At 45.2% G+C, this 26,079-nt stretch carries 21 protein-coding genes; 11 read left to right on the top strand and 10 right to left on the bottom strand.

The window, feature by feature from the left end; genetic code table 11:
* Positions 1–33: 33 nt before the first annotated feature.
* Entirely contained in the window at positions 34–1,323 is a 1,290-nt protein-coding gene (locus R8269_RS01860) for a linear amide C-N hydrolase (protein WP_017635214.1), read from the top strand.
* A gap of 146 nt (positions 1,324–1,469) precedes the next feature.
* Here R8269_RS01860 and R8269_RS01855 read toward each other — a convergent pair whose 3' ends face one another.
* The 5 genes from R8269_RS01855 to R8269_RS01835 all read right to left on the bottom strand — a co-directional run bounded on the left by R8269_RS01855 (position 1,470) and on the right by R8269_RS01835 (position 7,295).
* Complete coding sequence (locus R8269_RS01855) at positions 1,470–2,513, bottom strand: GMP reductase (protein WP_005373458.1); 1,044 nt, start codon at positions 2,511–2,513, stop codon at positions 1,470–1,472.
* Between the two features lie 436 nt (positions 2,514–2,949).
* Positions 2,950–4,491, bottom strand: coding sequence for an NAD(P)H-hydrate dehydratase (locus R8269_RS01850; protein WP_225474088.1), 1,542 nt, complete (start codon positions 4,489–4,491; stop codon positions 2,950–2,952).
* A gap of 86 nt (positions 4,492–4,577) precedes the next feature.
* Complete coding sequence (locus R8269_RS01845) at positions 4,578–5,015, bottom strand: PAS domain-containing protein (protein ID WP_005373463.1); 438 nt, start codon at positions 5,013–5,015, stop codon at positions 4,578–4,580.
* Positions 5,015–6,019 (bottom strand): response regulator, encoded by a 1,005-nt coding sequence (locus tag R8269_RS01840; RefSeq protein ID WP_005373466.1) that lies wholly within the window; start codon positions 6,017–6,019, stop codon positions 5,015–5,017. The genes R8269_RS01845 and R8269_RS01840 overlap by 1 nt, the downstream gene beginning before the upstream one ends.
* Positions 6,020–6,386: 367 nt before the next feature.
* Positions 6,387–7,295 (bottom strand): aldo/keto reductase, encoded by a 909-nt coding sequence (locus R8269_RS01835; protein WP_005387688.1) that lies wholly within the window; start codon positions 7,293–7,295, stop codon positions 6,387–6,389.
* 95 nt (positions 7,296–7,390) lie between these two features.
* Here R8269_RS01835 and R8269_RS01830 point away from each other — a divergent pair, with 95 nt between their 5' ends.
* Positions 7,391–7,804, top strand: coding sequence for a helix-turn-helix domain-containing protein (locus R8269_RS01830; protein ID WP_005387686.1), 414 nt, complete (start codon positions 7,391–7,393; stop codon positions 7,802–7,804).
* Here the strand turns inward: R8269_RS01830 and R8269_RS01825 are convergent.
* Positions 7,785–8,399 (bottom strand): hypothetical protein, encoded by a 615-nt coding sequence (locus R8269_RS01825; protein ID WP_080996737.1) that lies wholly within the window; start codon positions 8,397–8,399, stop codon positions 7,785–7,787. The genes R8269_RS01830 and R8269_RS01825 overlap by 20 nt on opposite strands.
* Positions 8,400–8,854: 455 nt before the next feature.
* On the opposite strand from R8269_RS01825, the gene clcA reads away from it, so the two are divergent.
* Together clcA and R8269_RS01815 are read left to right on the top strand one after the other, a co-directional pair.
* Positions 8,855–10,258, top strand: a complete 1,404-nt coding sequence (gene clcA / locus R8269_RS01820) for a H(+)/Cl(-) exchange transporter ClcA (protein ID WP_258477188.1) — start codon at positions 8,855–8,857, stop codon at positions 10,256–10,258.
* 261 nt (positions 10,259–10,519) lie between these two features.
* On the top strand, positions 10,520–11,467 hold the full coding sequence (locus tag R8269_RS01815) for a TDT family transporter (protein WP_005373475.1): 948 nt from the start codon (positions 10,520–10,522) through the stop codon (positions 11,465–11,467).
* A 45-nt stretch (positions 11,468–11,512) separates the two neighbouring features.
* Here R8269_RS01815 and folE read toward each other — a convergent pair whose 3' ends face one another.
* Entirely contained in the window at positions 11,513–12,166 is a 654-nt protein-coding gene (gene folE, locus R8269_RS01810) for a GTP cyclohydrolase I FolE (protein WP_005373478.1), read from the bottom strand.
* A 287-nt stretch (positions 12,167–12,453) separates the two neighbouring features.
* Here folE and moeA point away from each other — a divergent pair, with 287 nt between their 5' ends.
* The 5 genes from moeA to R8269_RS01785 all read left to right on the top strand — a co-directional run bounded on the left by moeA (position 12,454) and on the right by R8269_RS01785 (position 18,208).
* Positions 12,454–13,689, top strand: coding sequence for a molybdopterin molybdotransferase MoeA (gene moeA, locus R8269_RS01805; RefSeq protein WP_005373480.1), 1,236 nt, complete (start codon positions 12,454–12,456; stop codon positions 13,687–13,689).
* A 9-nt stretch (positions 13,690–13,698) separates the two neighbouring features.
* Positions 13,699–14,448 (top strand): molybdopterin-synthase adenylyltransferase MoeB, encoded by a 750-nt coding sequence (gene moeB / locus R8269_RS01800; RefSeq protein ID WP_005373481.1) that lies wholly within the window; start codon positions 13,699–13,701, stop codon positions 14,446–14,448.
* A 176-nt stretch (positions 14,449–14,624) separates the two neighbouring features.
* Positions 14,625–16,730, top strand: a complete 2,106-nt coding sequence (locus tag R8269_RS01795) for an LruC domain-containing protein (RefSeq protein WP_031778828.1) — start codon at positions 14,625–14,627, stop codon at positions 16,728–16,730.
* Between the two features lie 12 nt (positions 16,731–16,742).
* Positions 16,743–17,237 (top strand): hypothetical protein, encoded by a 495-nt coding sequence (locus tag R8269_RS01790; protein WP_005373483.1) that lies wholly within the window; start codon positions 16,743–16,745, stop codon positions 17,235–17,237.
* Between the two features lie 140 nt (positions 17,238–17,377).
* The gene (locus R8269_RS01785; protein ID WP_005373484.1) at positions 17,378–18,208 is read left to right on the top strand and encodes a sulfurtransferase; all 831 of its coding nucleotides are present in this window, start codon (positions 17,378–17,380) and stop codon (positions 18,206–18,208) included.
* Positions 18,209–18,373: 165 nt separating this feature from the next.
* On the opposite strand, the gene R8269_RS01780 is transcribed toward R8269_RS01785, so the two are convergent.
* Positions 18,374–19,375, bottom strand: a complete 1,002-nt coding sequence (locus R8269_RS01780) for a sugar-binding transcriptional regulator (RefSeq protein ID WP_005387670.1) — start codon at positions 19,373–19,375, stop codon at positions 18,374–18,376.
* Positions 19,376–19,841: 466 nt separating this feature from the next.
* On the opposite strand from R8269_RS01780, the gene tal reads away from it, so the two are divergent.
* A complete protein-coding gene (gene tal, locus R8269_RS01775; protein ID WP_005373488.1) occupies positions 19,842–20,792 on the top strand; it encodes a transaldolase in 951 nt (316 codons plus the stop codon).
* A gap of 125 nt (positions 20,793–20,917) precedes the next feature.
* Positions 20,918–22,909, top strand: a complete 1,992-nt coding sequence (gene tkt / locus R8269_RS01770) for a transketolase (RefSeq protein ID WP_042522667.1) — start codon at positions 20,918–20,920, stop codon at positions 22,907–22,909.
* 140 nt (positions 22,910–23,049) lie between these two features.
* Here tkt and R8269_RS01765 read toward each other — a convergent pair whose 3' ends face one another.
* Positions 23,050–24,612 carry a methyl-accepting chemotaxis protein gene (locus tag R8269_RS01765; RefSeq protein ID WP_065275191.1) on the bottom strand — a complete coding sequence of 521 codons (1,563 nt, stop codon included), beginning with the start codon at positions 24,610–24,612 and terminating at the stop codon, positions 23,050–23,052.
* Positions 24,613–24,821: 209 nt separating this feature from the next.
* Positions 24,822–25,994, bottom strand: a complete 1,173-nt coding sequence (locus R8269_RS01760) for an MFS transporter (RefSeq protein ID WP_021035943.1) — start codon at positions 25,992–25,994, stop codon at positions 24,822–24,824.
* Between the last annotated feature and the right edge of the window lie 85 nt (positions 25,995–26,079).

Raw genomic sequence — 26,079 nt, 5'->3', positions numbered from 1 at the left:
CATCATTCAAGATAAACAACGGAAAGCATGGCTATGTGTACAGATGTTAATATCAATTATGGTTGCAACAACCAAACCTTATCCGCTAGAACCATGGAGTTTGCAGTTAACCTTCAGACCGAGATTTGGTTTAGAGCCCAACAAACTTACCAAATTACGACCTTTACTTCCGACGGAAAAGCCGACCGTGTTTTCAATGGTCAGCCGCCAAAACGTCACAGTAAAGAATGTGAGTTTCGAGCAAATTGGCAGGGAGAGTTGAGCTTCATACACTGCAATGCCATTACCCGGTATAATAACCCTCTTTTAACAGCTGATGGCATTAATGAATCTGGCCTTTCTGTTGGGTCACTGTACTTGCCCATTCTCAATCAAAATGTATCGACCTCTCACATCCCTGATGATGCCTTTGCATTAGGCAGCGGCCTGTTTGGTACTTTTATCTTGTCTACGTTTAATACTGTGGACGAGATGGTGACCTACTTCACCACCCACCCCGTTTACGTGTTTAACTCGACTATTTCAACTGGTGAAACAGAGAGTGACAACATGGCTTTGGACCAGCATTTCGTGATTCACGATGCAAATAATGACAGTGCCGTCATTGAGTTTCTTAACGGTAATATGCATATCTATCGAGCATTCAAAGAAAGCGATATGTTCAGCAAAGAGGAAAATCAGCAAGCACGCTATCAATGTACCGAATACGACTTTGATGATTATAAAGTGGTTGTGGACCACTCCTACGTTGGAGTAATGACTAACTGCCCAAATTACCATTGGCATGTCAATCACCTCTCTTATTTTTCCAATTTGCGCAACTACAACCCAGAACCGAACAATGAAGCAACCATGCAACGTCATGTCCAAGTGCCTGGCCCACTTCAATCAATCAATGGCGCTGGCTTGATGGGTCTACCCGCCGACCCAACACCGCCGTCTCGATTTGTACAAACCTATGCAATTAAGCAGTTAAGCGAACAACCAACTAACTTCGACGAAGCCTTCTCACTCGGACAAAAGCTACTTAATCGCGTTGATATACCTTTGGGCATCATGGCGAATGAGTTTGAGACATCCGATAACCCTGAAGTCTTTTTTAGTGATATTACCCAATGGAGCGTTATTAGACATAACAGTCATCAATCACCCGCGTTCTATCTGCGTACTTACGGAGACATGACTTGGCGAGTCGCTAATGTCAAAGACTATATTGGGTTAAATAGAGACTGTCAGATTTCAAGCGTTTTACAGCTCATGCCAGTTACAACATCATTACCGTTTGAACAAGTCGAATCTCGACCAACTATTAAAATCGCTTAGAGTTAATTTTGAAGCGCAAACAAATGAGAAGCAAAAAGCCAGAGTAAGAAATCAATCTCACTCTGGCTCATAGCTGCATATAGTATAGTTTTATCTGCTATAGATATAACGTATGGTTGCTTTTACACTTGTTACATTCAGTCGATTTACTCTTTACCGAACACGTTGTTCTCTTGTTCTTGAACGCGGATGAATGTAGTACGCTTGGTTAGCTCTTTAAGCTTTGCTGCACCCACGTATGTACATGTTGAGCGAACGCCGCCAAGGATGTCTTGAATAGTGCCGTGAACGCTACCACGGTATGGCAATAATACGGTTTTACCTTCGGCCGCACGGTAGCCAGCGACACCACCTGAGTGCTTGTCCATCGCGCTCTTCGACGACATGCCATAGAATTTCATGAACTTCTCGCCGTCTTTCTCGATCACTTCGCCGCCTGACTCTTCGTGACCCGCTAGCATCCCACCTAGCATTACGAAATCCGCGCCACCACCGAATGCTTTCGCTACGTCACCCGCGCAAGAACAGCCACCGTCACCGACGATCATGCCACCAAGGCCGTGCGCTGCATCACCACACTCGATGATTGCAGAAAGCTGCGGGTAACCAACCCCCGTTTTTACACGAGTTGTACATACAGAGCCTGGGCCGATACCCACTTTAACGATGTCTGCACCAGCTAGGATTAGCTCTTCACACATATCACCAGTAACCACGTTGCCTGCAGAAATGACCTTGTCTGGGAACTCTGCTCGCACGCGTTCAACATACTCGACCAAATGCTCTGAGTAACCATTTGCAATGTCGATACAAATGAAAATAAATTCATCTGAAAGTGCCATGATGTCTTTGGTTTTTTGGAAGTCTGCGTCAGATGTCCCAGTAGACACCATAACGTTATTCATGGTTACTTTATCTGCTGATTTAGCAAACTCAGCCCAATCTTCTACCGTGTAATGTTTGTGAACAGCGGTCATTACACCATGCTCAGCTAGAGCTTTAGCCATTGCAAAGCTACCAACCGAATCCATGTTTGCTGCGATTACTGGCACACCAGACCATTGACGACCACTATGCTTGAATGTAAAATCGCGGGTTAAATTTACTTGAGAACGGCTCTTAAGGGTAGAACGTTTCGGGCGAAACAGTACATCTTTAAAACCTAACTTAAGTTCTTGTTCGATACGCATTGTGTAATTCCTTGATTCATATGTATATGTGTCATTTCAGAGTGCGTAGTGATTTCGTTGGCAGACGAGTTCACTGTTCTTCGGACACAAAAAAACCGGAGCGTTGGCAGACGCTCCGGTTTTCAGCATTATAGGCTGTGATTTATTTCCTACAAGTCTGATATTTGAATTTTTTTTGTGATACCATCTTGAAAATCGCATATCAAAAACGCTCCCCAAGTCACCAAAACCTCTTATTATTTATAACTATCAACAACTTGAGAAAGCACTTAAGTTAACCCATTGCGCAAACCTTTGCGTCATATCTTAAAAATTAAAACGCATCACCTCTCAAATCTGCCTAAAACTCAATCACCTAATACTAAGATGCCCTGCTAATTCGTAAAAAAGTACTCAAAAAAATCGACCAATTTTCTCAGCAATGCATGAAATCTAATTAATTTCGATAGAGCTCTTGGGTGATAGCGGTACGAAGAGTGCTAACGACATCACTTGCCAAAAGACCAATTTGACCATTCTGACTCACGTTTATATCAGCAGCATGACTGTGAAGTACCACACCTAAACGTGCGGCAACAGAAATTGGTAAACCTTTGGCTAGTAATGCACCAATGACTCCAGATAACACATCTCCCATTCCCCCCGTCGCCATTCCGGCGTTACCCGCTAGACAGACGTACATTCTCGTTCCATCGTAAATAAGCGTCCCCGCGCCTTTTAAAACCACTACACCGCCATAACGCTCTTGCAGTTGTCTTGCAGCAGAGTATCGGTCACTTTCTATTTGTTGAATGGTTACATTTAGTAGTCGAGCTGCCTCTCCAGGATGCGGCGTGATCACTCGATGGTTGTCGCACACTAGAGTGCCATCGCATCGCTGGCTCAGCATCGCTAGAATATTGAGGCCATCAGCATCAACAACTTTAGGTTTCTGCTCTTGAGCCAGATATTGATAGGCTTGATAAGCCCACTCATCATCTCCAAAGCCAGGACCAAACACTAATACGTCAGCCCAGCGTATGCGTTTAGTTAAGTCGTTCTCAGTATCCCTGAGCAAGTCAGTGGTGATGCTCTGGCTCATTACTTCTGGGCAACCAACCTGCAGTGGAATAAGGCTACTCGTGTGAGTAATTGCGGCAGTTAAACCCGCTCCGGTTCTAATCGCTGCGGAGGAACATAAACGAATCGCCCCAGACATCCCTTGGTTGCCACCAACACAAAGCAACTTCCCGTTGTCACCTTTATGGACCGTTGGATTTGGCTTGGGCATTAATCTTGAAACAACCTGATGATCAATACCTAATGCACTTTCTACTTCGATAGTATCAAACTTAGTATTGACGCCTAAACCACAAAAGTAGAGCTCGCCAACGCGATCTCTCGCTTGTCCAGTGCATAAGCCTTGCTTAACCCCAATGAAGGTTACTGTATGCTCGGCACGAATAGCATCACCTAAAACTGCACCTGTATTAGCACACAGACCAGAAGGAACGTCGACTGCAATCACAGGGGTATGAATTTGATTAATTTGGTCAATATAGCGACGATACTCCGAACGAACCTCACCGCTTAAACCAGTACCTAACATGGCATCAATGATCACATCTGCCTCTAACAATGCGGTATTCCATTCATCCCAATCATTGTTAACACCGTCGATTGACTGCCAATCTTGGTATGCGCGCAAAGCATCACCTTTTAGCGCAGATACATCACCAATTTGGAAAACATGTACATTGAGTTGAGCTTGTTTCGCAAGAGATGCAAATACGTAACCATCGCCACCGTTATTCCCTTTACCGCAAATCACTAAGATATTTTTTGATTTAGGATACAGATGTAAAAAGCGCTCATACACGGCCATACCAGCGCGTTCCATTAAGCTATACATAGAAACACCAGCCATTTGCGCAGCCAGCGTTTCACCGTTTTTTACTTGCTCTGCGGTGTAGAGTTTTAGGGCGAGATTAAAGTCCATGTTCACGTTCTACGCATTGGGAAACACAATTATAAGTATACAAAAAAGCCAAGGCGGACCTTGGCTTTTGAGAAAGTTTTTTATCGCTATTGATTCTGAGACATCAGAGCTTCAGCCGTCGCGTCTTGTATAGACAAAAACAACGAGTTGATTTTTCCAGTCGGTGTGCGCATTGGGTTCAACGTAACATTCTGGTACATAAACTCCGCTTGCTGCGTAACTGGTCGAACATTGCGACAGCAGAATAAGTAAGGTCGTTGTCGCCATGTGATGAAGCTGCGACAGCCTAGGTCATACACTGGTTTTGTTTTTAATTTAAACCACTCCTGTGGGATTTCAGGGAAGATATCAAATATAGAACGACCTATCGCATCATGAGACTGCAAACCACTGTGATGAGTCATAAACCCATTCCAGACCTGTACATTGTAATCTCGATCAATGACCACTAAGCCCATGTCGACGTTTTGTACCATATCCACCATCCAATGGAATTGTTCAAACTCTGCTGGCATATTCAACATTAGAACTCCTCCATTAGATAAGACAGTTTGTTATCAAGCAGCGGCAAGGATTCATCCACAAACATAAACAACAAGTCACAACGAATCGACGTTCCTTCAATGTTGTAGCTCACTTCGAATGTCATCGTGCGGCTGAATGCTCCAGTTGTAGATTCAATGATCGAGTCAATTGAGATATGCTGACCAAGGAGTACTGGTGGACTTTGGAAGAATCGGACTTCAGACTGCTCGCCTAAACCATTTAAGAACGACCCCACCAAAATATTAGAAATATCCATTAGCAGCTCAAGCTCTTCTAGCTCTTCGCTGTCTGCTGGTACTTTCATCAACTTTTTGAGATCAGATACGCTTGAATCACTCAAGATCACTAGCGCTTCGCCAGCAATACCTTCGCCACAAAATCCCTGACAAACACCCGATACGTTGTCATGCGACGCCAAGTCGCGTAGGGCCATGTGAAGTTCGCTCACTTCAAAGATATTGACGTTCGGCAGAGGTAGTTGCACAAACACATCAAAGTGACGCGCCAACGCATCGGCTGCTCGACCAATTGAAACGTTAGCCACTTCCATGTAAATATCGCGACGACGTAAAATCGGTAACTCAATAGAGACAGGCGTGATAATTTGAGGACGAGGTTCTGGCTCGACCAACTCTTTAAGCGCCTTCTTGAGTTCATCTTTGGCGATCGGTTTTTGAATAAACGCTTTTGCACCCAGTGCGAACACGCGCTCTTTCGCTTTAGGTTGGATATCCCCCGACACCACAACCACCGGAGTTTTATCCCCCAACCGTTGCATGTGCTCTAGTGTTTCAAAGCCATCCATTTCTGGCATGGTCAAATCAAGAAACATCAATTTAAACTCGTTTTTTTCGAGTTCTTCTAGCGCGTTTTTTCCGTGGATAGCAAACGTAATATCGGCATTCAATGTGGCTGGTAGTGATCTCGCCATCTGTTTGCGTGCTAACGCTGAATCATCACAGATGAGTACGGGAAAAGACATTCAATCACCTTTTTATATTCCACAATCTGCGCCGGAGTCTAACAGATTGTTACAGCATGTAATACGAGAAAACTGACGAGTTTTTTATTTCTTTATTATTCAATAAGCATACGCAATATGAATGAATGAGTGAACAAAATGACTAAAAAGCAAGCATCACATTCGCTGTTTAGTGACATAAAACAAACATGGGTAAAACTCCTCCACCCAAAGTAAGCAAAAAGTTGCAGCTAACATCCAAAGCCCATTTTTGCTCGAATTTCATTCTTTCTATTTCCATAATGGGTAAACAGTAACGCGCTAAAACTAAAAAGGCACCCTGCTAGAGGATGCCTTTAATAATAATTTCATCGATAAGATATCAATTCTATGGCACACCATGACCTTTAGAAGCCACCCATACGCGATACCATTGCTCTCGAGTAAGTTCGATGTTCAATGCATTAACTGCAGTTTGCACACGCTCGATTTTACCAGAGCCAATGATTGGAATAGGGTTAGATGGCAAACGACGTACCCAGGCATAAATTACTTGGTCAATACTCGCTGCGCCCACTTCTTCACGAATTGCTTCTAATTCGTTACGGACACGAACAGCTTGCTCACTGTCACCACTAAAAATTGAACCACCACCGAGGCAAGACCAAGCCATTGGTCGCGTGCGCAACATTTGCATTTGATCAAGCGTTCCATCGTGTGCAACCTCAAAGTTAAGTGGGTTGATTTCCACTTGGTTAGTAACCAACGGCTTACCTAAGCGAGATTGCAGCAGTTCAAACTGGCGTGGGGTGAAGTTAGACACGCCAAAGTGCTTCACTTTGCCGACTTTGTGAAGCTCAGAAAATGCTTCTGCAACCTCGTCTGCATCCATTAACACGTCAGGACGATGAATTAAAAGTACGTCGATTTCATCCACATTCAAACGTTCTAGCGAGTTATTCACCGATTGGTAGATATGTGCTGAGCTCGTGTCGTAGTGATTGATCTTACGCTCTGGCGTTTTATCGCCACACAAATTGATGTCGCATTTCGTCACGATCTGAATTTGCTCACGAACACTCTTGTCTAAAGCTAACGCTTCACCAAACAACGCCTCACACTCGTAATTACCGTAGATGTCGGCGTGATCGACCGTCGTAATGCCTAACTCAATGTGTTGCTTAAGAAATGACAAACGCTCTTGAGCCGTCATTCCCCACTCAACTGCACGCCAATATCCTTGAACCAGCTCTGAGAACTCTGGGCCTTTTGGTGCAGTTACTACTTTTGCAACCATGGGTTTTCTCCTTCAATTGATCTGCATTCATCGTAGTCTTGTTTTCGTACCGGCTCAACGGGTAAACTTTCGCAATTCGAACTGGAGTACGAAATATGTCTTTTGCCCAACGCCTAGCCACCCTGATCGGAGAAGAAAGCATCAGCGGGTTCGCTCGACGCGTCGATGTGTCTGAAGCTTTAATACGCAAATACCTTAAAGGCAGTGAACCTAGCCTAACCAAAGCAAATCAAATTGCAATGCGCGCCAATTGCTCTCTCGAATGGTTAGCAACGGGATGTGGTTATTTATATCGCCGTGCTGAAGTCGTGGATATGGATGCGTACAAACTTGCCTTTCAACACGTTATGAATCAGCCGTTGTCAGACGATGCAGAAGAGCTACACCGCAAGCTAATCGCAGGCTATCAATACCTGCGCGCTCACAAAAAATCGGATGGTTTTTTGGATGAGTCTGCAATGGCGACCTTCCTATCTCTCCATAAAGAATCTAAAAACGAGTCACTTTGACCTCGATAATTTCGCCATCACTGCGCAAGTGCACATTTAAGGACGGTGATGGCGTCAGAAACTCGTCCGGTTTTACCCAAAGCAAACTTCGAATCGTTTCTTGTGGATAGCGGTTCATCAACAAAATAACTTCTTTATCGACAAGCTCGGAAGATTTCTTTTCCAGAGCTTCAACGACATCATATTGCTCTTTTCCGATAGTGACTCTGCGTAAAACTAACCCATCCTTTCTTAAGTTGAGAAGTAAGTCATTCAGACGCTGCCACTCGTATTCAGTAAGAAACGAGAACTGAGCACTTTCTCTTCTCAAAATCACTTCACCATACAAGTGCTGCTGGTAGTACGAAAAATCATCCAAACAAAATGCGTTGATAAACGTTGAGTTGTCTCGCAACTGCACTTCGCAACCATACCAGCTTCCACTTTTTTCTATACGTTCTTTTAAATTGGAATATGGCATTGCTGACAACGTGTCTTGCCACCAGCTCGGCGTTGAAAGTGCCGGAAACGTTACCGAACAACAACATAAAGAAAGTAAGAGTCGAAGATAAAAGCGCATGCACTGCTCTAGTTGGTTGACATCGAACCAAGACATTACTAACTGCAAGAAAATGTTCAAGAGAAAAATAGTGGCAGGTGGTGATGAAAGTTATAACGCAGAAATTAAGAAGGCGCACATGTGCGTGCGCCTCTACCTCGTTACTCAATCGTGAGTGTGCGAATCGGCGATGTCTATTGATGCATCCCGAACATAAAACGAGGACTTACCGTAGGGTTTGAATCCATCCAAATTGTGTGTAAAACCTCACATCCCTCCTTCTGAAGCAGTCATGTTGCTTTACATTTAAAGCATGGTTCATTTTTCTCAAAAAACAAGTTTTTTATCCTAAATTATGAGAGCAATAGCACAATCTGAGTGAATGAATAATATCGCGACACTTCAAACACTCAATAGTGAAAAGCTAAATTGCATCTTTATTGATTAGGTCTAGACTCTGCGAAGCGTATACTTTCTTTCGTCCCTTCCCCCAGCAACAGGAGAGCTTGTTAATGACCAAACGCGAGAGAATTGTGAAATCTGTGTTGGCGCACGTACCGAAAGATGCGATTAACCAGTTTGTCTCTCGAGGGTCAACACCATTTTCTGTTCTCATTATGGCCGCCATTGTGGGTACGTTGGCTGGTTTTGTCGGTACGTATTTCGAGCTTGCCGTTCATTTCGTTTCTGAAACACGAACAGAATGGTTAAGAAGCGAAATTGGTAATGTTCTACCGTTGTGGCTGGCAGCGGTTCTCATTAGCGCACTTTTAGCTTTTATTGGCTATTTTCTTGTGCACCGCTTTGCGCCAGAAGCGGCAGGTTCTGGTATTCCTGAAATCGAAGGGGCAATGGATAATATTCGTCCAGTGCGCTGGTGGCGAGTTCTACCAGTAAAATTCTTCGGCGGCATGGGCGCACTTGGCTCAGGTATGGTGCTGGGTCGTGAAGGCCCAACCGTTCAAATGGGTGGTGCTGTAGGTCGAATGGTGACCGATATATTCCGGGTAAAGGATGACGATACCCGCCACTCCCTGCTCGCTTCTGGTGCTGCTGGCGGTTTGGCTGCGGCTTTTAATGCCCCACTCGCAGGCATTATGTTCGTTGTGGAGGAAATGCGACCTCAGTTTCGCTACTCTTTGATCTCAATTCGCGCAGTGATCATTTCTGCCATTATGGCGAACATAGTGTTTCGCGCCATCAACGGGCAAGACGCCGTTATCATTATGCCGCAATACCAGTCGCCAGAGCTTCAAACCCTATGGCTGTTTTTATTGCTTGGCGCATTGTTTGGCGTGTTTGGCGTGATCTTCAATAAACTGATTACCGTGGCACAAGACAGTTTTGTCGCAATTCACAAAAACGATCGTAAGCGCTACTTGATTGTGGGTTCGCTACTGGGAGGCGTGTTTGGTTTGCTTCTTTTGTACGTACCCCAACTAACTGGTGGTGGTATCGGCCTTATTCCTGACATTACTAACGGTAACTACTCGGTATCTATTTTAGTTTTGCTTTTCTTTGGTCGTGTAATTACAACCCTGCTCTGTTTTGGTTCTGGTGCGCCGGGAGGCATCTTTGCACCTATGCTTGCTCTGGGAACCTTATTTGGCTATGCGTTCGGAGCAAGTGCTGATGTCTTGCTCCCTGCGCTTGATATCGAGCCTGGTGTATTTGCGATTGCGGGCATGGGTGCCCTGTTTGCTGCAACGGTACGTGCACCGATTACTGGTATTCTGTTAGTGATTGAAATGACGAATAACTACTACTTAATCCTGCCACTGATCATTACTTGTTTGGGCGCTGTGATTATTGCTCAATTGTTGGGTGGACAACCTATTTACAGCCAGCTGCTGCATCGTACAATCAAAAACGAAAAGTTACGCCAGCAGGATCTACCGGAGAATCAATCAACATAACATTCTCTTTGTTATCACTTCGCTCCAGACTATCGAAGGGTTTGGAGCGATAAACTCTGCATTTTTACATCTTTTCCCAAATATTCGATACCAAACTCACAAAATTATCATTCTCTGATATTTGCTCACCACCTTTCATGAGAAACCCCTCTCCATACTTGTTAGTATTCGCTACTTAAATAGAGCATTTCATCCAAATCGTCATGTTTCGTTTCATTCAGGCAAAAATCAAATGGAGTAGATTTGAACTGGAGAAGACTTGTGCAGTTTTATAGTGTCCCGCCGTCTCAAGCCGCGTTGGCACTAGGTATGATAGGTTTAGGGCAAGCTTGGGCACTCTATGTTCCTGAGATTGGTGAACCGATACGTCCATTTTTGGCGTCACTCGGCGCACTTTTACTCGCCCCTGTACTCATAAAATATGCCGCTAATCCACGATTATTCATGGTCGACATTCGTCACCCGCTGAGTGGTAGTTTAATGGCACCAATGAGTATGGCGTTACTGATCCTTGCAGATTATCTTGCCGCTGTAGCGCCTATCATCGCTTATCCACTTTGGTTTATGGCGCTTTTGCTGCATTTTACTATGATGGTGCTGTTTTTTAGCTTTCAGCTAATGAACTTCAAAATGTCCAATATCGTACCGAGTTGGTTTCTTTATCCGGTGGGGCTGATCAGTAGTTCACTAGCCGGTTCTCAACTAGGTCACAACTTATTCTCCGAAACGTTAGCGATGATGTGCATCGGCATTTATTTCTTCATGCTGCCACTCGTGTTGTATCGTTTGGTGTTTTTCGGCTCTCTACCAAGGCGAGCAAGACCGACCCTCGCGATTATGGCCGCGCCGGTAAACTTGTCATTAGCAGCATACTTGGTGAACTTTCCCTTACCTGATCCGATACTGACAGGCGCATTGGCCGGGATCGCCATCACTATGACGTTATTGATCTACTTATGTTACTTCCGCTTACTTCGCTTGAAGTTTCAACCTTCTATCGCGGCAGTAACCTTTCCTTCCGTGATCAGCGCCATCGCAATGCATCGCTTGACCTCTTTTTTCGCCGAATCGCACCCTCACTGGCACTGGCTACACGACTTTGGTTTTCTAGAGCTCAGTATCGCGACTGTATTGGTTGTTTGGGTATCGGCAGGTTACGTCAAAATGTATTGGCCAGAAATCATGAAGTCATTTTCTAAACAAGCATAAAAAAAGGATGGCGTTTGCCATCCTCTTAGAATAGTGCTTGGTTACCTAACGTAAACCGTGCAGAAACTCGGCACGCGTTGCTGGGTTGCTTTTGAAGATACCGCCCAATGCTGTTGTCGTGGTTTCGCTGGTTGCATCCATCACACCGCGAGATTTCACGCAGTAGTGTGTTGCGTCAATCGTCACTGCCACATCATCAGACTCAAGCAACGTTTGAAGCGCAACAAGAATCTGCTGTGTCATACGCTCTTGAACTTGTGGACGCTGGGCAAAGAAGCGAACGATACGGTTGATCTTTGACAGGCCAATGATCTTGCCACGTGGAATGTAAGCCACAGCAGCCTTGCCATCGATGGTCACAAGGTGGTGTTCACAAGTACTGGTCACTGTGATGTCCTTCACGCGAACCATCTCGCTCACGTTCATCTTGTTCTCAATCACCGTGATTTTAGGAAAGTTGGAGTAATCCAGACCAGAGAAGATTTCGTCAACGTACATCTTAGCAATGCGGTGAGGGGTTTCTTCTAGGCTATCGTCAGTGAGGTCAAGTTGAAGTAGACCTAAGATCTCACGCATGTGGTGTTCGATCTTCTCTTTCTTCTCTTCACGACTTACGTTGTTTGGACGCATTGGCGTTTCCAAACCGCGTTGCTCTAGCGCTTCTTTTACCAACTTCGCTGACTCGCTAAGACCTGACATTCCACTTCCTCTTTTGTTACTTCCGCTTTAATACAAACCCAATCAAAATTGCATTCATATTTTTCGCTTTGAGTTGCTCAGTTTCGTGTCTTTACACCAAGTCACATCAAATATAGGTACTGAGCTGATTTTATTGAGCTCCGCGGGCTTTTTACCCCTTTCGGATGGCTGACAAGGATACTCGGATTTTTGAATAATTACACCCATATTTTATAGGTGGACATTCTTACTCGGTCCCCTTTTTATGGTAAAGTTGCCACAAAACAAAAGAACACAGGATTTTCTCAATGGGCTGCTGCGACGCACCTGGCTTGATGCCAATTGAAGAAGCGATGGACAAAATGCTATCGCGAATCAAACCTATCCAAACAACGCTTTCTCTTCCACTTGCTGAAGCACTCGGTTTTGTACTGGCAGAAGATATCTTGTCTCCTATCCACGTACCGCCATTCGACAACTCAGCAATGGATGGCTACGCTATTCGCATTCAAGATCTTGAGTCATCTTCTGTATTGCCTCTGGCAGGTAAATCATTTGCAGGACAACCTTTTGAAGGTGAATGGCCTCAAGGTACCTGTGTTCGCATCATGACTGGCGCAAAAATCCCACAGGGTTGTGATACCGTTATCATGCAAGAAAACACAGAAGTGACGGATGCTGGCATTCAGTTCAATCAAACTGACGTGAAGCCGCAAAACAACATCCGCCCAACAGGTGACGACATCAAACAAGGCGACATCGTACTGGCAAAAGGTGCACGTTTGACACCTCGCGATATTCCGATGATTGCGTCGCTTGGTGTTAGCCATGTGACAGTAGTACGTAAGCCAAAAGTTGCTTTCTTCTCTACTGGTGATGAACTTAAACCACTGAGCGAACCGCTAGACGAAGGTCAGATCTACGACAGCAACCGTTACGGTATTAAACCGCTTATCGAGAACTTCGGTTGTGAAGCCGTTGATCTCGGAATCATTCCAGATTGCCCAGAGACTCTAAAAGCAACCTTTGAACAAGCGCAGACATTGGCAGATGTGGTTGTGACCTCAGGCGGTGTCAGTGTAGGCGAAGCGGATTACACCAAAGACATCCTTGAGGAACTTGGTGAAATCGGTTTCTGGAAGCTAGCAATCAAGCCGGGTAAACCTTTCGCATTTGGTAAGCTAAGTACAGCTTGGTTCTGTGGTCTGCCAGGTAACCCGGTTTCTGCAGTCCTTACTATGTACGTGCTTGTTCAACCAATGCTGGCAAAACTTGCAGGCCACACCGAATGGAAAGCCCCCGAGTCTATTCCGGCAACAACCAAAACCGCCTTTAAGAAAGCGCCAGGCCGTACCGATTACCAACGTGGTATCTATACATTGGAAGATGGCAAGTTTGTCGTTGAAACAACCGGTAACCAAAGCTCTGGTGCATTCCGCTCAATGAGCCTAGCGAACTGTTTTGTTGTATTGGAACGTGAACGCGGCCGAGTTGAAGTGGGCGAAACGGTTCAGATTCAACTATTCAACTCAACCCTTTACTAGGAAGACGTTGTGGATATTCTTTCCGATCAGGAAATGTTGCGTTACAACCGCCAAATCATTCTTCGTCAGTTTGACTTTGAAGGACAAGAAGCACTCAAACAAGCATCGGTATTGATGCTTGGTGCTGGCGGTTTAGGCTGCGCATCAAGCCAATATTTGGCGACTGCTGGTGTCGGTAAAATCACGCTGATTGATGATGATATCGTCGAGTTGTCTAACCTTCAGCGCCAAGTGCTGCACCACGATGCGGATATTGGTCGTAAGAAGGTAGAATCAGCGGCCGATGCACTACGTGAACTTAATCCGCACATTGTCGTAGATACCATCGCAAAACGTCTTGATGATACCGCGTTAGAGAGCCTGATTAAGCAACACACTATTGTTGTCGATGCATCAGATAACGTCGATACGCGCAATCAACTTAACCGCCTATGTTTTGCGACTAAAACACCGCTAATTTCAGGCGCGGCTATTCGTATGGAAGGCCAAGTGAGTGTGTTTACTTACGACGACCCAACTCAACCATGTTACCAGTGCTTAAGTGCCCTCTTCGGCAGCGGTGCGTTAAGTTGTGTCGAAGCCGGAGTCATGGCTCCTGTTGTGGGTATTGTTGGCGCAGTACAAGCGATGGAGACGATTAAAGTGATTGCTGATTACGGCCAACCAAAGAAAGGCAAAATTCTGATTTTGGACGCGCTCAGCATGTCTTGGCGAGAAATGAATCTGATGAAAATGCCAACCTGTCCGGTTTGTAGTTAGTTCTAAACCTCTAATCATTCCCAAAAAGCCCAACTCGATGTTGGGCTTTTTTCTCATTTTGACAATCAGATTTAAAACCCTTCTTCTTACAAATTTTAACTTCATAAAATTCAACAATTTAAAAGTTGGCACATTCCTTTCATTGCATATATCACGAACCAATGAGAGGGCGAATTATGAAAAGGACATCACTACTACTTGGGTCTCTAATAGTGAGCGCTTATGCACAAGCGGCGCCATTTGATACGTGCCCAAGCCAAGCATACCTATTCCAATCAACCCCGGTTCAAATCTATGGCGTCAATTTGGTTACAGGCTCTACGACTCTTTTAGAGGACGACACAGGTTTGGCTTCGGGCATCAACGGTGTAGGCTTTAACTTCACTGACCGTTATATCTACGGCTACGACACCACAAACAAAAAGATTGTTCGTCTTGGTAAAGACTTCCAAGCAGAGACGCTTGATGTTTCGGGCCTTCCTACCGACCACACGTTTTACGTAGGTGACGTTTACAACCACGTCTACTACTTGTACCGCAAAGGCAAAGGCCTTTTCTCCATTGACCTTTCTCCGCTCGATTCTGATCCAAATGCGACCTTGAGCATCGTGAAAATTAGCTCTACAGCGACTGTCAACCTAACCGACTTTGCATTCCATCCAGGCGACGGCTCCCTATACGGCATCGACAATAACTCTGGAGTGTTGTACCAGTTCAACCCATCGAATGGTAATACGACTGCGATAGGTGACACTGGTGAGTTAGGCACATTTGGTGCTGGCTACTTCGATGTAAACGGCAACTACTACGTGTCACGTAACCAAGATGGCAAAATCTATCGTGTTGACCTTTCGGAAGGTAACGCAGCCAATATCGCAGCAGGTATCGTTCCTGCGGTTGAGTTTGTATCCAACGGTCCAAGCTCAAGCCAAAATGATGGCGCACGTTGTGCAAATGCTCCAGTGATTGACGAAGACGAGCCAATTGATTTTGGTGATGCTCCAGACAGCTACCACACCACGCTTGCGTCAAACGGTCCTCGCCACGAAGTGGACGGTGCAACTTGGCTTGGCTCTGTTGCTCCAGATGGTGATGCCGACGGACAGGCAAACGATAACTCTGTGGGCACAGCCGATGAAGATGGTGTTGGTTTTGTATCCGCACTTGATCCAGGCTTAAGCTCAATTGTGAATGTGACAGCTTCTACTTCTGGCTACCTATCAGCATGGTTTGACTGGAACCGCGATGGTGACTTTGATGATGAAGGTGAGCAAGTCTTTACCGACCAATTACTGTCTGCGGGTAATAATCCCCTACCGTTTGTAGTTTCAACCGCTGCAACGGAAGGGTCTAGCTGGAGCCGATTCCGCTTTAGCCAACAAACCGGATTAAACTACGATGGTGGTTCGACGTCTGGTGAGGTGGAAGATTACCCAATTACCATCACTGGTAATGGTTACTCAGTGGAGTATTTCCCGAGTGCAGAAGATTACGCCACCGTGGCTTACGAAGATAACTGGCCATACACCGCAGACTACGACATGAACGATGTGGTCGTGAAATTCCGCATCACTGAAACCAGTCTTGCTGGTCATGTTGAGAATATCCAGATTACAGGTGACCTAGCGGCCTACGGCGCAAGTTACAAAAATGGCTTCGCAATCCGACTACCGGGTGTATTGAGAAGCTCGATTGAAAACGGATTAACAACGCTATCCTTCAATGGTGTAGAACAAGCATCTAATGGTTTGGAAAGTATTTCTGATGAAGCAATTTTCATCATCAGTGAAGACTTAAGCACACACGCGGCTAGCAGCTGTAGCTACTTCCGTACCGAGTCTGGCTGTGATGATAACGTTTCACTCACCTTTACCTTGAATGTGTACTTCACCGAAGGCTCTGACCGTTCAGCCATTCAAGCCATGCCATACGACCCGTTCATCTTCGCAACGCCGGGGACTTACCATGGCGACGGGATTACCTTCCAACCAGGTCGTAAATGGGAAGTTCACTTAGCAGACCAAGCACCAACAGAACAGTTTGATGACCAAAACCTCTTCGGTGTCGGCGTCGATGCAAGTGACCCTGCACAAGGTGTGTACTTCAAAACAGCAAACAACTTACCTTGGGCACTGTTGATAGTAGAGGATTGGGATTGGCCGCTAGAGCGTGTAGACATGGTCGATGCATACCCTCAATTCCAAACTTGGGCCGAGTCTGGTGGCGAACGAAGCACAGATTGGCACACCGCTCCAACACCTAACAAATGCTACATTCCATAGGGAGATAACATTATGAAAGCACTTATCACAATCATCATGGGATTAGCACTAACAGCTTGTGGCGGAGGCGGCGGTGGTGGTAACAGTACACCACCTCCACCAGCTCAAACGACCGTTGCAGAGGAAGAGACTACCCAACAGGAAGAAACAACCGTAGAAGAGACTACCGTAACTGTAGAAAATGCAACCATGCAGGACCTAGTAGTACCGGATGGCTTTAGCTACAACCCAGTGACTGAAGGTACGCTCAATGTAGACATCAGTGGTTTTTCTTCACAACGTGCACACCTAAGCGTGTACAAAGAGTTTGTTGAGCACAGTTCAGGTAACTACGATGCAAGATACCCAAGTAAAGTCGCATCGGTTCCACTCAACAACGGTACAGCAAACGTCGACTTTAATGTTTCTGATAGCCAAGGTAGCCTACTTGTTGAAATTTGGTTCTATGACGGCAGTGACCCAATTCAGAAAGTGATTACTTCTGGAGACAACACTTGGAACATGTAACTAGATAGATTGAAGGCATAGCGAAAGCAGCCTTTCAGAACAAATCTTCAATCTTTAACTTAAAAATCGCATCGTTCTTTTGAACATGCGATTTTTTTGTTGTAAAACAGTAAGATTATCCACCTAGCAAACTAAAGACAATGCAAGCACTGATTAGTACTGATGAACTCAATAGCCTTCTCGGCCAACCTAACGTCAAGCTCCTCGACGCTAGTATTGCGTTTCAAATCCCTTCTGAAGGTAAAAAGATTCAAGATAAGTGGATTCCAAATACTTTACGCTTTGATTACGACAATGACTTTTGCTTACCCGGCTCCTCCCTACCGCATATGATGCCAACAGAAGAAGGCTTCAACCAAAGTGCGCAACAACTCGGTTTGAACAACGAAGACTTGATTGTGGTTTATGACAACTCAGGCACTTTAGCGGCACCAAGAGCTTGGTGGATGTTCAAAGCCATGGGGCATGACAATGTCCGAGTCTTAAATGGCGGTCTTCCAGCTTGGATTGAAGCAGGACTCCCTGCCGAAAGTGCCCTATCGCAACCAAGCGAAGAAGGCAACTTTGCGGGCAAGCTCAACCAAAATGCCTTTTTGAGTGCACAAGATGTTCTTGCTCATTCAACCAATAAAAGTGCCAATATCATCGATGCTAGAGCCAAAGCTCGCTTCCTTGGTGAAGTGCCTGAGCCACGAGAAGGTCTACGTAGTGGGCACATTCCAAATTCGGTTTGCTTACCGTTTCAAGAACTCTTGGCCAACGGTCACATTAAACCAAATTCAGAGTTGCAACAGATATTTAGCGCACTAACGATAGATAGTGACAATTCGATTATTTTTAGTTGCGGTTCCGGTGTAACCGCATGCATTTTATTACTCGCGGCGTATCAAATTGGTCTAGACAATCTGTCGGTGTACGACGGTTCTTGGACCGAATGGGGTGCAGACCACTCTCTACCTATCGAGTGTTAAGACAAGTGTCTGTTTAACAAAGTATCTTACGTTTATCTAAAGATGATGTGTTCCAATAAACTAAACGCAGCTTCTAAACCAAACTTGTCATTTCGAAATAGAAACTGGCTATGAGTGATTTGTCACCCCTCATAGCCTGACTACATCAAAAGCCGACTATTTCCGTCAGCGTTCAGATGTCGCGTTGCCGTGCATTTGCTCATCTAAGTTGAGCACGGTTAATGCGTTGCTAACGCTCGTGGCGATCACGTCTATCGCTCCAGTTCTTAATGCTCCGAGTAGAGCGAGTGGCTTGCTGTTCTCAGCTGCGATCGCAATGACTTCCGAGATCGGCCGAAACTCTTCAATACCAAGTCCAATTACTCGGTCACTCATTACCGTGTTCGCTACATTACCGTGAATATCAAAGAAGTCATAACCTGCAAAATCCCCTACCACACCTTGTTGAAGTCTCGACTGAACCACTTCATCAGGCGTAAACCAACCTAAGTCGACCATGTAACTGTTTTCGCTCATGTCACCAATACCAACCAAAGCGACATCGGCTTTACGTGCTAGGTCGAGCGTTTGTTTCACGGTTGCATTTTGCATAAAGGCCAACTTCTGTTCTCTGTTTTCTGCGTAAGCCGGCGCATAAAGGGTTTCAGAGGTCCCCCCATATTTCTTCGCCAACTGACGACAAATATGGTCGGCGTTATACATACCGCCACGCGGGTGAATACCACCAATACCACACACAAATTTACAGTCACGCGGCGTAATAACACCAATATGGTGAGCGACAGACGACACGTTGCGCCCTTGTCCGACCGTCACCACCATGCCGTTTTTGAGCGTGCTAGTGAGATAATTGGACACCAATCCCGATACCTGTAGTCGTTGCGCTTCTTCATTCGGTTGATCAAGAGCAACAAGCGCGCGCTTAACGCCGAATCGCTCGATCAAACGTTGTTCAATCTTGGCGCTGAACACCGGATGGTATTTAACGGTAATTTCAACAATGCCTTCATCACGCGCCTGCTTGAGCATTCGCCCGACCTTTGCGCGTGATATGGCAAATTTTCTCGATATCTCTTCCTGAGTCGCACCGTCTTGATAATACGCGACGGAAATCTCTGTCAACAAATCCGTGTTTTCAATGGAAATATCTTGATTAGAACTGCTCATGGTTTCTCTCGCCCTTTAAGAGGATCGATATTGTATGCAATAAGTGAACATATGCTCATTGACTTAGCATATGTTCTTTATCAATTTAAACGCTACATTTGCTCATCGCAATAACATTTTCTCACTACAATTTTTTACCCTCTTGGACAACGCTCAAGCTTTGAACAATAAGGGCAAACGTTTATTTGGGTTAACCACTAAACACACAGTAAAAAAACGTTGATGAAGTTCACTATAAGTCCATTTCAGCGATTGACTTTCAGCATAGATAGGATAAATATGGACACATCATTTACTCAGCTATCGATCAAATGTTCATAGCATTTGTTCGGTAACGAAATTTTCCGTAGTTGGCTGAGCAGATGTCTCATTAAATGCGATGAGACGGTTAGCTAACTCGCTTGCAAATGCACAAGCTGTGATAACAAAAATCACGCTTAAGCCCATTTAAATAGGATGATCGATTATGAGCAACAAGTTAGAGCAACTTCGTAAACTAACGACTGTAGTAGCAGACACTGGCGAGATTGATGCAATTAAAAAGTATCAGCCAGAAGACGCAACAACTAACCCTTCTCTTATCCTTAAAGCCGCTCAAATCGCAGAGTACGCACCTCTAATCGATGCTTCAATCGAATACGCTAAAGCACAGAGCAACGACAAAGCTCAACAAGTTCAAGATACTTGTGACATGCTTGCAGTAAACATCGGTAAAGAAATCCTAAAAACTATCCCAGGTCGTATCTCTACAGAAGTAGACGCTCGTCTATCTTACGATATGGAAGGCAGCGTAGCGAAAGCTCGTCAACTAGTGAAAATGTACAACGATGCTGGCATCACTAACGACCGTATCCTTATCAAACTGGCTTCAACTTGGGAAGGCATTCGCGCAGCTGAGATCCTAGAAAAAGAAGGCATCAACTGTAACCTAACGCTTCTATTCTCGTTCGCTCAAGCACGTGCTTGTGCAGAAGCGGGTGTATTCCTAATCTCGCCATTCGTTGGTCGTATCATGGACTGGTACAAAGCGAAAGAAGGCCGTGACTTCGAAGCTCAAGAAGATCCAGGCGTACTATCTGTAACTAAGATCTACAACTACTACAAAGAATACGGCTACAAAACTGTAGTTATGGGCGCAAGCTTCCGTAATATCGGTGAGATCTTAGAACTAGCTGGTTGTGACCGTCTAACTATCGCTCCTGCTCTACTTGCAGAACTAGAAGCAGCTGAAGGTGAAGTAGTTGAGAAACTAGTTGATTCTAAAGGCGCAGCTGAGCGTCCAGCACCAATGACTCACGCTGAATTCCTATGGGAACATAACCAAGACCCAATGGCTGTTGAGAAGCTGGCTGAAGGTATCCGCAACTTCGCCGTTGACCAAGGCAAACTAGAAGCGATGATCGAAGCTAAGCTTTAATTGCTTACCAAAAGCGAGTAGCCCGTCTACTCGCTTTTACCATCAGCACTATTTTCAAAAAATTCTATTTGAACTTGTTTCGGCGAGTTCCCTCTATTTAAATCAAATATCGAGAAGTAATCACTATGGATCGTAAACATCTAGCAAATGCAATCCGTGCGCTAAGCATGGATGGTGTTCAACAAGCTAACTCTGGTCACCCAGGTGCACCTATGGGTATGGCTGACATCGCTGAAGTTCTTTGGCGCTCTCATCTAAACCACAACCCATCAAACCCTGAGTGGGCAGACCGCGACCGTTTCGTACTGTCTAACGGCCATGGCTCAATGCTGATTTACTCTCTACTGCACCTTGCAGGTTACGAGTTGTCTATCGACGATCTGAAAAACTTCCGTCAGCTTCACTCTAAAACTCCTGGTCACCCAGAGTATGGTTACGCGCCAGGTATCGAGACCACAACGGGTCCGCTAGGTCAAGGCATCACTAACGCGGTTGGTATGGCTCTAGCTGAAAAAGCGCTAGCAGCACAATTCAACAAAGAAGGCCACGACATCGTTGACCACTTCACTTACGTGTTCATGGGCGACGGCTGTCTGATGGAAGGTATTTCGCACGAGGCATGCTCTCTTGCAGGTACTCTTGGTCTAGGCAAGCTGATTGCATTCTGGGATGACAACGGCATCTCTATCGACGGTCACGTTGAAGGTTGGTTCTCTGACGATACACCTAAGCGTTTCGAAGCTTACGGTTGGCACGTAATCCCTGCAGTCGATGGTCACGATGCTGACGCAATCAACGCAGCGATTGAAGCGGCAAAAGCGGATCCACGTCCTACACTTATCTGTACTAAGACTATCATCGGTTTTGGTTCACCAAACAAATCTGGTTCACACGATTGTCACGGTGCGCCACTAGGTGCAGAAGAAATCGCAGCAACACGCAAAGAACTAGGTTGGGAGCACGGTCCTTTTGAAATTCCGCAAGAAGTCTACGCAGAATGGTCAGCGAAAGAAACAGGCGCAGCTAAGGAAGCAGCGTGGAACGAGAAATTTGCAGCTTATGAAGCAGCGTACCCTGAGCTGGCAGCTGAATTTAAACGCCGCGTAAACGGTGAGCTTCCTGCACAGTGGGAAGAGAAAGCAAGCCAAATCATTGCTGATCTTCAAGCTAACCCAGCAAACATTGCATCACGTAAAGCGTCTCAAAATGCTCTAGAAGCATTTGGTGCTCTACTACCAGAGTTCATGGGTGGCTCTGCTGACCTAGCACCTTCTAACCTAACAATGTGGTCTGGTTCTAAGTCTCTAGAAGCAAGCGACTTCTCTGGTAACTACATCCACTACGGCGTACGTGAATTCGGTATGACAGCGATCATGAACGGTATCGCGCTACACGGTGGTTTCGTTCCTTACGGCGCAACATTCCTAATGTTCATGGAGTACGCACGTAACGCAATGCGTATGGCTGCGCTGATGAAAATTCAGAACATCCAAGTGTACACGCATGACTCTATCGGTCTTGGCGAAGATGGTCCAACTCACCAACCAGTTGAGCAAATGGCATCGCTACGCCTAACACCAAACATGAGCACATGGCGTCCATGTGACCAAGTTGAGTCCGCTGTAGCTTGGAAACTAGCGATTGAACGTAAAGATGCACCGACAGCACTTATCTTCTCTCGTCAAAACCTTGCGCAACAAGAGCGCACAGCAGAACAAGTAGCAGACATCGCGAAAGGTGCTTACATTCTGAAAGATTGCGAAGGCAAGCCAGAGCTAATCCTTATCGCAACAGGTTCTGAAGTTGAACTAGCAGTAGAAGCAGCAGCACAGCTAACTGCTGAAGGTAAGAAAGTACGCGTTGTTTCAATGCCATCAACAGACGCATTTGACAAACAAGACGCCGCTTACCGTGAAGCTGTACTGCCATCAGACGTAACAGCACGTATCGCAATTGAAGCAGGTATTGCTGACTTCTGGTACAAGTACGTAGGCTTTGACGGTCGCATCATCGGTATGACTTCATTCGGTGAATCTGCACCAGCTGGCGAACTATTCAAAATGTTTGGTTTCACAACTGAAAACGTAGTGAACACAGCAAAAGAGCTACTCGCGTAATTGCAGTAAAAAGATAGTCAGTTTTCTCTATTGCGAATGTGAAAACTGAAAAGCCCCACCAGCAATGGCGGGGCTTTCTTTATCTGGCTCCTATTCGCATAAACGCAGCCAGGGCATAAACATCACAACTTTCGTTACGACTATTTGTCTTCAAATCGAAGTGCGAGCTGATAGAAATCTTGTACTTGGTCTTTCAACTGTCGGCTATTTTGCTCAACTGAATGTGTTGCTGCCAAGTTTTGTTCTGCGGTCGAAGCGATAGAATGAATGTGCTGGTTTACATCACTAGATAGCTTTAACTGGTTATTCGCCGCTTCTGCTACATCAACCATCAGCCCACTCATGGTTTGCATCATCTGTTCAACTTCAGACAAACGCAACGCGCTTTGTTCTGCTACTTGAGAACAGGCATCGGTTTGCTCTTTGTTTGCCAGAATATCTTTCTGCCAACTTTGAATCGTTGCCAACATAGTGGAGATAGAAGCTTGGATTTGTTCAGTTGCATTGGATGTACGCCCAGAAAGCGCGCGGACCTCATCAGCTACAACAGCAAAACCACGACCTTGCTCCCCTGCTCTTGCCGCTTCAATCGCCGCGTTGAGTGCCAGTAAATTGGTTTGCTCTGCGATCCCACCAATCTCTTCCATCAAATGGTTCACCTTCTGCGCCTGATCACTCAGTTGATACGTCGTTTCCGTCGCTTTTTCAGCTTGAAGACTTAATTGCGCTAGATTGGTGTGCGTTTGATCAATGGTCTCCTTCGCCATCAAGCATGACTTCAATGTATCATCAATCAACATATGGGCATCATTGGTACTCGAAGAAACCGAATTTGCCGACAACTCCACCTCTTGGGTAGCATCTCGCACACGATGAATATCGGTATTTTGCTGATTTAATGCAGCCGAGACTTCTGCCGTTGTTTGACTGAGCTCTTCGGCGCAATGCTGCAAAGGCAATGCGGAGTCAGTCATCCTTCCTAACACGGTTCGAATTCTTGCGGATAGCATTTTGATATGGAAATCGGCAATCGAAAATGCCGTGTTACCGGAATAGATCAAGCGACTTACGCTGTCATATTGCTTTTGTAACTTTTTAAGTTGCTGAGGTGTATCAATTAACTCTTGGCGGAATAACAGAGCCAGAACACTTGCAGGTAACGCACTTGCAAGCCAAGCCAACGGCCCTTCAACAGACAACGCATATGCGGTTGCAGGTGCGGTTAGTGCACCAAGTAGAATCGCATAGCGAATGGTTTCATTGATTTTCAACGACCAAGTTCGACCAGACTTCTCTGCAGCACGCATGCTTTTGTAGGCTTTTGTCGCAATATCAACCCACTCTCGCTTTGGTTTCACGCGCACTGATTGATACCCAACAACATGGTTGTCTTCGTAGATAGGGGTGACATAAGCATCAACCCAATAGTAACCGCCAGACTTAGTGGCATTCTTAACCATTCCACGCCAGGCTTTACCTTGTTTAAGGCGTGCCCACATATCACCGAAAGCGGCTTTAGGCATATCATTATGACGAACTATATTGTGGTTCTGACCGACAAGTTCTTCGTGAGTGTATTCAGCAACGCGGCAAAAGGCTTCATTACAATATGTAATAACACCTTGTAAGTTCGTTGTTGAGACGAGTTCCTCAGACTCCCTCACGAGAGTTTCTTGAGCTTTATGAGAAATATTGGCTGACATAGACGAAACTTCTTTAGTTTTTATTGATTTTCGGCAAGATATATACAGGATTTTTATTTTTATTACAAAAAGTTAGATAAAAAGTCTTATCAAATCGACATTTTTATTGTGGGAATTCACATTATCGATAAAAAGATAAAGAAGAGATTGTTGATTTGAGCTAATAAACAAACCCGACACGATCGGCCGGGTTATATATTAAGCCTCAATTAAGCGGTTTGTGATTCTGGCTTTTTATTCGTTTTTAACGCAAACATCGCGATAACGAGTAACACAAATGGAAGAACATACAAATTAAGATTCTGCCAACCTACGGTAGACTCAAGCCAACCAGATAGTAATGCGGTGATGGTGACACAACTGAACACGAAGAATTCATTAAACGCTTGAGCCTTGCTTCTGTTTTTCGCTTCATAACTTTGACTAAACAGCCCGGTTGCTGCGATAAACATAAAGTTCCACCCTATTCCTAACAGGATTAAAGCAAGACTAAAATGCCAGATAGACACTCCATGTATATTAATTCCAATACAAGCAACAAATAGCAATCCACCCGCCAAAATCATATTCTTAGCGCCAAACCGCTCTATCAGACGGCCCGTGACAAACGCAGGTGCAAACATACCCAACACGTGCCATTCGATCACTCCCGCCGCTTTATCAAAATCAAAGCCACAACCAATCATCGCTAAAGGAGTTGCTGTCATTAAAATGTTCATCACCGCGTACGCAACCATTGCCGCGATAACTGCCAGCATGAAATTAGGTCGACGAATAATCAGTCTCAGCTTATCCGCCTTAGCGTGTAGCGCCTGCGTGTGTGCAGGTGGAAAACGAATGGTTTGTAGCACAACCAACGCGGTTATATAAAGCACGACAAGCACAGCAAATGCACTAATGTATAAGCCATCATCTGACCACTGCTGCGAGTACACGGCCAGATTAGGCCCAAGGATCGCCGCTAACACCCCACCCGCCATAGATATCGAAATCGCCCTATGCCTTGCCGACTCTTCACACACTTCAATGGCAGCAAACCTGTATAGAGTACCGAAACCTATACCAACACCAAGCAAAAACGTAGACATGCAGAACAGATAGAAGTTTTGTTGACTTAATGCATACGTCGCTAGACTAGCACCCAAAATGCCAATGACATTACCAAGGCTAAAACCAAGGCGACGCCCTAACTTGCCCATAATTAGCGACGCAGGAATTGTCGCGGCCATCAGTCCCAAAAACTGCAGTGCAACTGGTAATGTGATAAAACTTGATGACGGCGCAAGTGTTTTGCCAATAAGGGCAATAACAGATATGAGTAAAATATTCCCTGTCATTAATAAGGCTTGGCAGAGGGATAGAAGCCATACATTACGATTCAATTCCAAATTCCTTTTGGTTACAACGTATACAGATAACATATAGGAAAGCAGAAACAATAGAAAGATATGAGAGTAATTCTCAACA

The sequence above is a fragment of the Vibrio sp. Vb0667 genome (assembly GCF_033391095.1).
This window is presented reverse-complemented; position numbering and strand designations above follow the sequence as displayed.